Origin of the sequence: Paraburkholderia sp., from assembly GCF_047605525.1 — a bacterium.
Classification (GTDB): Bacteria; Pseudomonadota; Gammaproteobacteria; order Burkholderiales; family Burkholderiaceae; genus Paraburkholderia.
On sequence record NZ_JASGFN010000006.1, the window covers coordinates 132151 to 144775 of the forward strand.

A 12625-nucleotide genomic window follows, 5' to 3' on the forward strand; every position below is an offset into this window, starting at 1 on the left:
AATAACTCATAGAATGCAAACTTTCGATCCACACTCTCAGTTATGACCACGGTCAAATGGATACTGCCCGCGGTAGCCCTCTGTTTCAGTGCGCTACCCCTCACTACAAAATGCGAAGAGCCGGTTCGGAATCTGATGCCGCCCAATACATCGGCAAGTCATACTTTTGCGGCTACGCGCAACGGTAATCTTGGCGGATCGACATCCGTTTCCGATGTCAATATCCATACGCTGCTCTATCCGGGGCACACGACGAAGGTGCTCGCGCATTATTTACCGTGGTGGTTCGACCCCAAATCGCGCGGGGTCGCGGTCGGTTATCGCTCGGACGATCCGGCTCAGGCGTTCCGCACGTTCAAGGACATGCAGGCGCGCGGTGTCGATGGCGTGATCGTCGACTGGTACGGGCAGAACGATGCAAACGGCCAGCCCGAGCCCATCGATGTCGCGTGGCGCAAATCGATGCCGGAACTGGCGAAATTCCCCAATATGTCTTTCTCGATCATGGTCGACGCCGGGACCTACAACTTCAATCGTTGCAAGGGCTGTGACGTCACCCAGACGGTTCTTTCCCAGCTCGACTATCTGTCGCGCACCTACTTTTCGTCCCCGCAATACCTGAGGTATGACGGCCATCCGGTGGTGTACGAATTCGGCCTCGACTGGGCCGGCAAGGTCGACTGGTCACGCATTCAGGCCGCGCATCCCGAGATATCCTGGGTTCACATCCACAAGCAGGGCTTTGATCGGGACGACAGCGCGGGGGCCTTCGTATGGATCGCCCCTGGCTTCGCGGCGCGGAAGACCAGCGTCGCGGATTTGACGGAGCTAAAGGAGTTCTATCGATATGCGCGCACGGAGCCGACGAAGATAGCAACGGGCGGCGTTTTCAAGGGCTTCGACGATCTGCTGGCCGCGTGGGCGAAGCCCAACGAAAAACATTACATGCCGCAAGCCTGTGGCGATACCTGGCTGCAGACCTTCGATCTGGTCAACCAGAACTACAGCGCGACACGCCAGTTGCCCTTTCTTCAGTTGATCACCTGGAACGACTACGAGGAAGGCACGGCGCTGGAGCCCGGGATCGACAACTGCGTCACGCTGCAGACGCATCTTTCCGGTAACGCGCTCGACGTCAAACTGTCTCACGCCGAGACAGTCGATCACCTCGAGCTGTATCAGTCGTTAGCCGGCGGCGAGTTTCGTCTGGTCAACCGGTACACCCCGGCGACAGCCTCGATCGCACTTCCGGCAGGCGTTTCCGGCACGCTTTACCTGAAGGCGGTCGGCAAACCGTTCTTCAGGAATGTCGTATCCGAACCGATCACGGTCGGGCGGCCGAAATGACACCCGACTCACGCTGCGGCTCGTACGCCTCGCCTTGCCCAAACCAGTCGAGCAGGTCGGACAGCCTGTCGATGCGCGAGCCGAGCGACGCGGTCAACTCGAGCTCGTACTCGCCTGCCGGTGCCAGCAGGAAACGATGTCCTACGCCGGCGCGCGCCGCGGCTTGCAGATCCGACGGCTTGTCGCCGACCACCAGCGACCTTTCCATGTCCAGATCGAAGTCCACGCGCGCCTGTTCGAACATGCCGGGTTGCGGCTTGCGGCAGGCGCAGGCCTGCCGATACTCGCCGAGCCCGAACTCCGGATGGTGCGGGCAGTAATAGACCCGGTCTATTCGCGCGTCCCTGCTTCGGAATTCGCCGAGCATCCAGTCGGTGAACGCCTGGAACTGACCGGCCGTGAAATAGCCGCGCCCAATGCCTGCCTGGTTCGTGACGAGAACCACCACATAGCCGGCGTGATTCGCCGCCCTCACCAGTCCGAAGATGTCTTCGATGAACACGCATTCGTTCGACGCGTGCAAGTACCCGGTATCGACGTTGACGACTCCGTCCCTGTCGAGAAATAGCGCTTTACGAGTCATGGGCGGATTGTTCACACATGAGCGGCACCACGTGCTGGGCTCGCGCATAGTCCGACGGAATGCCGATATCTATGAACTCCGTGATGTCGGGGAAGACCCGGATGTCGAGCGAGCTGAGCTGGCGGCGCAGGAAATCGTCTTCAAATGAAAAACGATCGGGCAAGTCGAATTCGAGCAGGCGCGCCGCATCGACCGCGTACACGCCGGCATTGATGAAACCCGGCGCCTGCACGGGTCTCTTTTCTTCAAACGCGATCAGACGCTTCGAGCCGGCGTCGAATTCGAGCGTTCCATACCGTGACGCATCGGGCACGCTGGTCGCCGCGATTGCCAGATCGGCACCCGTGGCGTTGAAAAAGCCGGCGAAGCCGGACAAATCCAGGTCCGTGATCGTGTCGCCGTTCAGCACGATCATCCGGGGTGCGCCGTAGGTGCGCAGCGCATGCATGATCGCGCCGCCCGTGCCGAGCGGCTGGTCCTCTTCGATGACGGTCACGGACAGTCCCGGCGACTGCCCTGCCAGCCAGCCGGTGATCTCGCCGCATCCATAACCCAGCGACAGCACGACCTCCGTCACCCGCTGCTGTTCCAGCCAGCGCAGCATCCACGCGAGAAACGGCTGGCCACCCACGCTGGCCATCGCTTTAGGGAGGCCTTCGCCGAGGACCGGCCGCAATCGCGTGCCCAGACCGCCCGCCAGGATCATGCACGGAAGCATCCTGCTCATGATGCAAAGATGTTCTCTTCCACGATACCGCAGACGATATGGCCGCAAACCAGATGGCCTTCCTGAATCTTCGGCGTGGACGTCGACGGAATCTCGATGCACAGATCGGTGCGCGCGCGCATCAGGGCCGCGCCCTCCGGATGGCTGCCCGTGAAGCCGACGCTGAACATGCCGCGTTCCTTCGCAACGTCGAGCGCGCGCAGGATGTTCGGCGAGCGGCCGGACGTCGAGTACGCCCAGAAGATGTCGCCGGGGCGGCCGACAGCTTCGAGCTGCCGCGCAAACAGCTTTTCATAGCCGTAGTCGTTGCCGATCGCCGTCATCACGGACGTATCGACGGTCAACGCAAACGCCGCCAATCCCGGCCGATCGAAATTGAACCGGCTGACGAACTCACCGGCAATATGCTGCGCGTCGGCCGCACTGCCGCCGTTGCCGGCCAGCAATACCTTGTTACCGGCGCGCAGTGCTTTGGTGACCTGCTGCGCCAGTGCTTCGACCTTCTCGATCACCTGCGGGCTGTTGGCAAGCGCGCTCAGAACCGCAACGGTCTTCTCGATTTCGTTGGTGACGGAAATGCTCACGATATTCTCCAGGATTGGGCGCCGTTTTCGGTAAACGTGCAGGACATGACCTGACCATCGTGGCTGCCAAGCGCGCGCGTCACAGCCGGACGGTCGATCGGATCGACGAAGAACATCATGAAACCCCCGCCTCCCGCGCCCGAGACCTTGCCGGCTTTCGCGCCCGCGTTGGTGGCGATTCGCCACAATTCGTCGATCGACGGATTGGAAATGCCTTTGGCCATGCGCTTCTTCGCTTCCCACGAGTCGCTCATCGAGGCGGCAATGCCGGCGAAGTCGGCACGCAACACGGCCTCCTTCATTCTGGTCGCTTCAGCCTTGACTTCGTGAAGAGCGGCAAGCGGATCGGTCTGATTCTCCACCACGTTGTTGGTCTGCTCTTTGATGATATTGGCCGATTCACGCGAGACGCCGGTATAAAACAGCACGAGCGACGCTTCCAGTTCGGCCTTCGTATCCTGCTTGATTCGCAGCGGGTTCACGATGACCTTGTCGCCGTAAAACTCCATGAAGTTCAGGCCGCCGAAGGTCGCCGCGTACTGGTCCTGCTTGCCGCCCGCGAGGGCAAGATCGACCCGTTCAATGTCGTGAGCGAGTTTCGCGACATCGTATTCGCCGAGCGGCAGCGAAAGCAGCTCGCAAAACGCCTGCACGAGCGCCACCACCACGGTCGACGATGAACCCAGTCCGGATCCCGGAGGCGCCTCGGAGTGCGTGGTGATCGATACGGCCAGCGGGTGCCCGCCATTGAATTGCCTGACGATCCGGTTGTACACGCCGACATGCAACCCCAGCCCCTTGATCGGCGGGAGTTCGGACGAAATCTCTCCGATCCAGCTCACCTGCGTGTCCGCGGCGGTCAGCTCGATCTTCGCGTCGTCGCGCGGCACGATCGACGCATAGGCAAACCTGTCGATCGTTACGTTGAGCGTGAGTCCGCCAAAACGATCGGAGTATGGCGAGACGTCGGTTCCACCTCCAGCCAGTCCAAGCCGCAGGGGCGCGCGGGAGCGGGCGATAAAGTGCGTCATGATTTGTCCTTCCTCGGCAATAGAGCGGCCATGTGAACCTGTTATGAACGGACAGTGCTCTTCAGTCAGTAATCGATTGGCAGATGAGGAATGCTTGGCAATGGATCCGCATCTGCCGTCAAAAACTTCTTCTCCGTCCGTCAATTACTCACCGAAAGCAACTTCTTCAAAACCGGGCCGCAATCAGGTGCATCGGTATAACGAATGGCATCGAGCGGGCGACCACGTTGCAAAGCACTGCGTCGCCGCTACGAAAACCGGATTCCGTGATCAACTTTTCAACCTTTTGCTTCCACCAAAGGTTCCATTTTCGAGTGCTGTCCGACCAGGAAGTCACGCACCCGCTCGCAGATGAACGTGATGTCGTCGCGCATCAGCGCCGGGTAACTCGGCAAGTTGATGCCCCGGCTCGCAATCTCGTCGGCAACCGGGAAATGCTGGCCCGGCACCGCGTACATCGACATTTGATGGAGCGGATAAAAGAGCGGACGGGTTTCGATACCGTCGCGTTGGAGCGCGGCGCGCAACGCGTCACGGTCGCCGGCGTCGTCGACGAGTATCGATACCATCCAGTAGCTGTGCAGCGTGCGCGGATGAGTGCGGTGCACTTGCAAGGGCAATCCGGCCAGACCCTGCCGATACCATTCGGCAATTTGCTGCTTCTTCGCGATCAGGTCGTCGATGGACTCCATCTGCGCGCACCCGATTGCCGCGGCCACGTTCGTCATCCGATAGTTGAAGGCGATTGCGTCGTGCCAGTACTCGCGCTCGCTGCTCACGCCCTGGCTTCTGAGATGGCGGATTTTCCGGTCGAGCTCGGCGTTGTTGGTGACCACCATGCCGCCTTCGCCGGTCGTAATCGTCTTGTTGCCGAAAAAGCTGAAACAGCCGACGTCGCCGATCGTGCCCACGTGTGTGCCGTCAAACCGCGTGCCGATTGCTTCGGCGCAGTCTTCGATCACATACAGCGAGTGCTTTTTCGCCAGCGCCATGACCGCATCCATGTCGGTCGCCTGGCCATAGAGATGCACCACCATAATCGCTTTGGTTTTGCTGGTGATCTTGCGCTCGGCATCTTCGATGTCGATCTGCCAGTACTCGCGTTCGCTGTCGACGAAAACCACATCCGCGCCGGTGTACTTCACCGCATTCGCGGACGCAATGTAGGTCAAGGTCGGAACCAGTACCTCGTCGCCCGGACCGATGCCCAAGGCAGCCAGCGCGACGTGCAGCGCGACTGTGCCGTTGCTGACGGTAATCGCGTGCCGCGCGCCGAGCCAGGATCCGAACGATTCCTCGAACTGGCCTACGTATTTGCCTTTCGAAGAGATCCATGTCGAATCGAGACAGTCCATCACCAGCGCTTTCTCGCGACCATTGAGGTAAGGAGAATAGACCGGATATTTGAGGTTCATAGTTGCGTCCTATGATCAACGGCAAAAACCAACGATAGAAAGAAATGCTGAGCGGTCTGATACCCACTGTTATCGCCGCTCACTCTCAACGCCCGCCGTCCGGTCTGGACTTCGAGTGTCGCCCTTGTCTTTATCGACTTAAGTTATTGTTGTTGCCTCTGCCATAGCGGATTGGAAGATCCGTCGCGAACGCAAGCTCGAAAATGGCATGCGCGCACACTGATCGGTCAACCTTATGCAGAACGTCTTAATCTTCGTTGCACTCCGTCGCCGTGGAATCCGGACCGAATCAGGACGAGCCTGATGCAGTTAGCGGGTCGCTCGTAATCGTGGGCGCCCGTGCTCTGCCGTTGGTAGGTAGATTAAGGTTCGTTCTCCGCGCGATCCGTGCGCTGCACAACACAACATCTGTTACCGCCGCGGCGGAGAGGCGCGTGCGGATTGAGCGGCTATGGCCGGCTTAACGTCGATCAGATCTCAATGGAGAAGGCCGGGTTTGCCGGCGACGCGCGCTTTTATCGTTCTCGCCGACGCTCATCGAAACCCGGAGAACTCGTTGGCCCTGAAGACCGCCAGCACTGAGTCGGAGCCGTGACGAGCGAACGCCTGCCAGCCAGGGAAAACGTGGTCCGCCCCGACGAAAGTGCTGAATTTCCGAAAAGTATCTGGAGTTATCCGAAGAGCGTGGCCGCGAAGGACACCGGGATATGGAATGGGCAGACACACCACGTCAGGCAGTCTCTTCTGCATGACGGATTGCAAGATCGCGTTTCGCGAAGATTCTTTTGATTCGTTCCGCTCGCGATGCCGCGGCGGCCTTCCACGCGACGGCGCTTGTCTCCCGACTCGTAGTCGATGCACACGTTGCGCGGCGGCGGCGACCCGGAGCCGCGCCGCGTTAATGGCCGTCCGGCCTACTCAACCTGCGCGTCGAGCCGAAACACCGACACTGCATCGCGCAATGCCAGCGCATGCTCTTCCAGCGACTTTGCAGCCGCCGCGGCCTGCTCGACGAGCGCTGCGTTGTGCTGCGTGACCTCGTCGATCTGCGACACCGCCTTGTTGACCTGCTCGATGCCGTCACTCTGCTCGAGCGCCGATGCTTCGATCTCGCTCATCACGCCCGTTACGCGCTCGACCGCTTTCATCGCTTCCTGAATCGTCTTCTGCGCATCGGACACGAGCGACGCACCCTCCTCGACCTTGGCCGCCGATTCGCCGATCAGTTCCTTGATCTCCTTGGCCGCCGCGCCCGAGCGCTGCGCGAGGCTGCGTACTTCCGAGGCCACCACCGCAAAGCCGCGCCCCTGCTCGCCCGCGCGCGCTGCTTCGACCGCCGCGTTCAACGCGAGGATATTGGTCTGGAACGCGATCCCTTCGATCATGCCGATGATCTCCGTGACCTTGCGCGACGATTCGCTGATGCCGTCCATCGTTTCGGTGACGCGCGACACCACCTTGCCGCCGCGCGTGACCGTGTCGAGCGCGCCGTGCGCGAGGCGGTTCGCCTGCTTCGCGTTGTCGGCGTTCTGCTTCACGGTCGCCGACAACTGCTCCATGCTCGCCGCGGTCTCCTGCAACGCGGCCGCCTGCTGCTCGGTACGCGCGGACAGGTCGGCGTTGCCCGACGCGATCTCGTTCGCCCCCTGCGTGATCGCTCCGGTGCTGCCGCGCACTTTCGCCACGGTTTCGACGAGACCGTCGCGCATCCGCGTCAGCGCGCCGAGCAACTGGCCCATCTCGTTGCGCGAGCGGACCTTGATCGCAACGCTCAGGTCGCCGGCCGCCATGCGTTCGAAGTGCCTGACCGTTGCGTTGACCGGTTTGATCAGCGCGGCCGACAACGCGACGCGCGCCGCCACGCCGACCGCGAGCCCGATCACCGCGATCGCGCCGAACAGCAGCGTCGCGAGCTCGAAGCGCCGCGCGCCGGTCGCGGCCTGCTGATGCTGGTTGTCGATCAGCGCGTTTCCGAGCGTGTCGATCGCCTTCGAGTAGGTCGCGTAAAGGGTGTTCGCGGTGTCGCCCTGGAGGTTGCGGAACGTGTTGAAGTCGTAATCGGCGAGCGCCTTGAATTCCGGCTCGAGCGCCTTGTCGACGAGCGCGGCGCGCGCCTCTCCGACGCTCTGCGCGAGCTTGCGCTCGGCGTCGCTCGAAAACGGCCCGGCCATGTAGTTGCGAAAGTCGTTGTTCGAGTCGGACAGCACCTTGTGCGCGGCCGGCAGCATGCCGTCGGTCTGCTTGCCGACGCTGAACAGCGTCTGGAAGGTGCCCAACGCGAGCTGCACCTGCAGAAGCTTCTCGGAACTCGCCTTCAGATGCGACAGCGCGACGGTGCTGCGCTGGGTGTCGTCGAGGCTGTCGTTGGCGAGCTTCAGCGCGCCGTAACCGACAGCGATCACCGTCAGCAGGAAGGCGACGAACACGCTGATCACCAGCGTCAGCCCGCCACGAATTGTGATGTTGTTTAGCATTGGATCTCCGGAACGTCTTGCCTGGCCGCGGCGACACAGGTTGGCAACGCGCGCGCGCAAACGGGCGCGGCTTACACTTCGCCGCATCCAGGTTTACGGCTGTTGCGCGCGCGCACCGCATAAGGGAAATCCATGAGGGGCCAGCATTGGCGCGCCTCTCCAGCCGGTTGCGGCATCACTATCTGGGATTTTTCGCGACCGCGCGTGAAAGCTTCGCCCAGCCGATGCGCGCCGGTCGCGCTACGTTTCGTTTGTATAATTCCGCGTCTTCGCTCAGGCCCACTTTCATGCTCAGTTTTGCGCTCGGCTTTCTCGTTTCCCTGCTGATCACGCTGTTGATCGTGCGCTATGCGCATCTGCATGAAAAGTTCTCGACCGATACCGATCTGGCCGGCGTGCAGAAATTCCACGCGCATCCGGTGCCGCGCATCGGCGGGACCGGGATTCTGGTCGGGTTGATCGTCTCCGCCGTGCAACTGCATCACGCGTATCCGGCCGTGTCCGGCAGCATTCTCGGCCTGATTGCGTGCGGCATGCCGGCGTTCGGCTCGGGGCTCGTCGAAGATCTGACCAAGCGCGTGTCGCCGCTCGCGCGACTCGTCTGCACGATGGCCGCCGCCGCGCTCGCGTTCCTCCTGCTCGATATCGCCGTCACGCGCATCAGCGTGCCGCCGCTCGACTTCCTGCTGTCGTACGCGGCGATCTCGTTCGCGGTCACGGTGCTCGCGGTCGCGGCGCTCGCCAACGCGATCAACATCATCGACGGCTTCAACGGGCTTGCATCGATGGTCGCGTTCATGATGTTCGCGTCGCTCGCGTACGTCGCGTTCCAGGTGTCCGATCCGGTCGTGCTGTCCGCATCGTTCATGATGATGGGCGCGGTGCTCGGCTTCTTCATCTGGAACTTCCCGGCCGGGCTGATCTTTCTCGGCGACGGCGGCGCGTACTTCATCGGCTTCATGCTCGCCGAGCTGTCAATCATGCTGGTGATGCGCAATCGCGACGTGTCCGCGTGGTATCCGGTGCTGCTTTTCATGTACCCGATCTTCGAGACCTGCTTCTCGATCTACCGCAAGAAGTTCATTCGCGGCATGTCGCCGGGCATTCCGGACGGCGTGCATCTGCATATGCTGGTCTACAAGCGGCTGATGCGCTGGGCCGTCGGCGCGCGCACCGCGCGCGAGCTCACGCGCCGCAATTCGCTGACATCGCCGTATCTATGGCTGCTGTGCCTGATCGCGGTCGTGCCGGCGACGCTGTTCTGGCGGCACACGCTGCACCTGTTCTGCTTCGTCGTGGTGTTCGCGGCCACCTATGTGTGGCTGTACGTGAGCATCGTGCGGTTCAGATCGCCGAGATGGATGGTGGTGAGGAAGCAGAAACGGTAAGCAGCGAACAGAGACGAGAAACGCGAAAAGGCGCCCCGGGGCGCCTTTTCCGTTGGTGCTTCGACGGCTTTCTTCAGCGGCTCGCGCAACGGCGAAAACCTCGCGCGCCGGTGCACTTACTTATCTACGACGCCCGCGGTACCGGCGTCACGCTGCGCAGCGTCGCAGCCGTCGCCGGCTGATACTCGGGCACCCAGCGCCGCAAATCGCGGCGCACTTCGTCGTCGGACGGCACGCGATGCTGCATCAGCCACGGCAGCAGATTGTCGAGCAGGCTGTCCGGCACTTCGCGCGCCTGCGCGATGCGCAGCTTCGGATGCGGCGTGCGGGTGGTCGTTTCCTCATCCGCGAGCAATTCCTCGTAGAGCTTTTCGCCGGGCCGCAGGCCCGTGAACACGACGCGAATCTGCTCCTCGGTAAAGCCGTACAGGCGAATCAGATCGTGCGCGAGATCGGCGATACGCACCGGCTTGCCCATGTCGAGAATGAAGATCTCGCCGCCGCGCCCCATGCTCGACGCCTGCAACACCAGTTGCGACGCTTCCGGAATCGTCATGAAGAAACGCGTGATCTCCGGATGCGTGACCGTCACCGGACCGCCGCGCGCAATCTGCTCCTGGAACTTCGGAATCACGCTGCCGGCGCTGCCGAGCACGTTGCCGAAGCGCACCGTTTCGAACTGCGTGCGCCGCGCGCCCTGCTGCTGCAGCGCCGAGCACGCCATCTCGGCAAGCCGCTTGCTCGCGCCCATCACGTTGGTCGGGTTGACGGCCTTGTCGGTGGAAATCAGCACGAAGTGGGCGACGTCATGACGGACCGCCGCGCGCGCGACGCGATACGTGCCGAGCACGTTGTTGCGTACCGCCTGCCACGTATTGACCTCTTCCATCAGCGGCACGTGCTTGTAGGCGGCCGCATGAAACACGATATGCGGGCAGTAGCGCGCCATCACCTGATCGAGCAGCAGCGAATCCTTCACGTCGCCGATGATCGGCACCACCGACACTTCCGGATACTTGTCGCGCAGCTCTTCATTCAGGCGATAGATCGAGAACTCGGAGATGTCGTACGCGACCAGTTGCACCGGGCCGAAGCGCAGGATCTGCCGGCACAGCTCCGAGCCGATCGAGCCGCCCGCGCCCGTCACCATGACGACGCGGTTCTTCAGCAGCGCCTCGACGTGATCGGTGTCGATCGTCACCGGATCGCGGCCGAGCAGGTCTTCGAGGTCGATCTGGCGGACCCGTGACAGGAATGCCTGGCCTTGCGTAAGCTGCGTGAGCGCGGGCAGCGTCATTGCCCTGACGCCCGCGCGCACGCACAGCGTCGCGATGCGCCGGTGCGCTTCGACCGAGGCCGACGGCACCGCGATGATCGCGTGCTCGACCTTCAGCTCCGCGCTGATTTTCTGCAGGTCGCCGATCGCGCCGAGCACGCGATAGCCGTAGATTTCACGGCCCTGCTTGATCGGATCGTCGTCGAGCAGGCCGACGAGGCGCCATTGGCCCGAACGCTTCAGCTCGCGCACGAGGTTCGCGCCGGCATTGCCCGCGCCGAGCACGAGCACCGGCTTGCCCTGCCCGACCAGACCGCCGTAGCGATAGAACTCCTTGGCCGCGCGATAGAGCGCGCGCGAGCCGCCCATCGTCAGGAACAGCAGCATCGGCGAGACGATCAGCACCGAGCGCGGCACGATCGGCAGCGGCTGCAACAGCGCCGAGGCGATCATCACGACCAGCGCGCCGACGCCGATCGCCTTCGCGATCCGCACGAGATCGGGCAGACTCGCGAACACCCACATACCGCGATAAAGGCCGTAGCTGCGGAACATCACCGCGTAGATCAGCAGCACCCAGACGAGCGCATGCATTCCGCTCGACCAGAACGGCGCGGGCACCGGCCCGTTGAACCGGATCACATAGGCCAGCATCCACGTCATGGCCACCGCGCATAGGTCGAACGCAAACGCACTGAACGAAAGCCACCTGGCTTTGAAGCTTTTCATTGCGCAGAACCTCAGGTTTGCCCGGAACGGGACATATGGCGCCGCCAGCGGCGATCAATACACAACCCCGCGACGACCAGCACAACCGCCCATGCAACGACCACCAGCCATTGATACACGAGAGTGAATTGTAGTGCCCATAAAGCAAGCATTATGCCCGCCGCCATGAACAAATACCAGGTCCATGCAGTCGATGCATGTCCCAAGCCGGACTGCACCAGTCTTTGATAGTAGTGTTCCCGATGCGCCTGCCAAAATTTTTCGCCACGCAGCAAACGCTTAAGAAGCGTCACCGACGCATCGCCGATGAACGGCGCGAAGCACAGCGCCGGAAACCACACCGGCCAGACGCCCTCGCGCCAGCCCCAGTAGCCGAGCGCGCCGGCCAGAAAGCCGAGCGGGATCGAGCCGGCGTCGCCGAGAAAGATGCGCGCCGGGTGAAAGTTGAACAGCAGAAAGCCCGCCGCCGCGCCCGCGACGATCAGGCTCGCCGCCGCGAGCGCCGCATCAGGATGGACCGACACCGACGCGGCCAGCGCATAGCCGCCGAAGCCGAACAGCGCCATGCCGCCCGCGAGACCGTCCGAGCCATCCATGAAGTTGTAGAGATTGACCAGCCATACGAGTAAAACCGCCATACACGCGAGCGCCCACCACGGGACGTCGGCCGGATACACGGCGATGAGCGCCGCCACCGCCGCCGCGTGGCCGCCGAAACGCACGCGCGCGGGCAAGCCGCGGCGGTCGTCGATCTGCGACAGCGCGGCGAGCAGCGCCGCGGCCAGCGCGGGCAGCCATAGCGACGGCGCCGCGAGCCCGATCAGCACCACGGCGACCGGCACGATGCCCCAGCCGCCGACGCGCGGCGTGGGGCGCGTGTGCAGCGAGCGGTCGTTGGGGATGTCGGTGGCGAGCCGCCACGCGAGGCCGCTGCGCAGCAGCGCCCACAGGATCGCGGCGCACGCGGCGAGCGCGGCGGCGCCCCACGGCAGCAGGGAGACGATGGAAAAGGCGGAATGCGAAACGGGCGGCATCGATAGGTTTTATGCGTTCAAGGCAGATTCAGGCCAA

At 62.6% G+C, this 12625-nt stretch carries 10 protein-coding genes; 2 read left to right on the forward strand and 8 right to left on the reverse strand.

Going from position 1 to position 12625, the window contains the following annotated elements:
* Positions 1 to 42: 42 nt before the first annotated feature.
* Positions 43 to 1347 carry a hypothetical protein gene (locus QM685_RS10940; RefSeq protein ID WP_415115642.1) on the forward strand — a complete coding sequence of 435 codons (1305 nt, stop codon included), beginning with the start codon at positions 43 to 45 and terminating at the stop codon, positions 1345 to 1347.
* Here QM685_RS10940 and gmhB read toward each other — a convergent pair.
* The 6 genes from gmhB to QM685_RS10970 form a co-directional block, all read right to left on the reverse strand.
* Positions 1325 to 1930 carry a D-glycero-beta-D-manno-heptose 1,7-bisphosphate 7-phosphatase gene (gene gmhB, locus QM685_RS10945; RefSeq protein WP_415115644.1) on the reverse strand — a complete coding sequence of 202 codons (606 nt, stop codon included), beginning with the start codon at positions 1928 to 1930 and terminating at the stop codon, positions 1325 to 1327. The two genes, QM685_RS10940 and gmhB, sit on opposite strands and share 23 nt — an antisense overlap.
* Positions 1920 to 2636, reverse strand: a complete 717-nt coding sequence (locus QM685_RS10950) for a nucleotidyltransferase family protein (RefSeq protein WP_415115646.1) — start codon at positions 2634 to 2636, stop codon at positions 1920 to 1922. Before QM685_RS10950 ends, gmhB begins: the two co-directional genes overlap by 11 nt.
* Positions 2637 to 2653: 17 nt before the next feature.
* The gene (locus tag QM685_RS10955; RefSeq protein ID WP_415115957.1) at positions 2654 to 3253 is read right to left on the reverse strand and encodes a D-sedoheptulose 7-phosphate isomerase; all 600 of its coding nucleotides are present in this window, start codon (positions 3251 to 3253) and stop codon (positions 2654 to 2656) included.
* Positions 3238 to 4272, reverse strand: a complete 1035-nt coding sequence (locus QM685_RS10960) for a dehydrogenase (protein ID WP_415115959.1) — start codon at positions 4270 to 4272, stop codon at positions 3238 to 3240. Before QM685_RS10960 ends, QM685_RS10955 begins: the two co-directional genes overlap by 16 nt.
* Before the next feature lie 278 nt (positions 4273 to 4550).
* Positions 4551 to 5687 (reverse strand): DegT/DnrJ/EryC1/StrS family aminotransferase, encoded by a 1137-nt coding sequence (locus tag QM685_RS10965; RefSeq protein ID WP_415115648.1) that lies wholly within the window; start codon positions 5685 to 5687, stop codon positions 4551 to 4553.
* A gap of 914 nt (positions 5688 to 6601) precedes the next feature.
* On the reverse strand, positions 6602 to 8161 hold the full coding sequence (locus tag QM685_RS10970; RefSeq protein ID WP_415115650.1) for a methyl-accepting chemotaxis protein: 1560 nt from the start codon (positions 8159 to 8161) through the stop codon (positions 6602 to 6604).
* A 287-nt stretch (positions 8162 to 8448) separates the two neighbouring features.
* Between QM685_RS10970 and QM685_RS10975 the strand changes: the two genes are divergently transcribed.
* Positions 8449 to 9549, forward strand: a complete 1101-nt coding sequence (locus QM685_RS10975) for an MraY family glycosyltransferase (RefSeq protein WP_415115652.1) — start codon at positions 8449 to 8451, stop codon at positions 9547 to 9549.
* 124 nt (positions 9550 to 9673) lie between these two features.
* Here the strand turns inward: QM685_RS10975 and QM685_RS10980 are convergent, their stop codons facing one another.
* Together QM685_RS10980 and QM685_RS10985 are read right to left on the reverse strand one after the other, a co-directional pair.
* A complete protein-coding gene (locus QM685_RS10980) occupies positions 9674 to 11554 on the reverse strand; it encodes a polysaccharide biosynthesis protein (protein WP_415115654.1) in 1881 nt (626 codons plus the stop codon).
* Positions 11555 to 11565: 11 nt separating this feature from the next.
* Positions 11566 to 12588, reverse strand: a complete 1023-nt coding sequence (locus QM685_RS10985) for an MraY family glycosyltransferase (protein WP_415115656.1) — start codon at positions 12586 to 12588, stop codon at positions 11566 to 11568.
* Between the last annotated feature and the right edge of the window lie 37 nt (positions 12589 to 12625).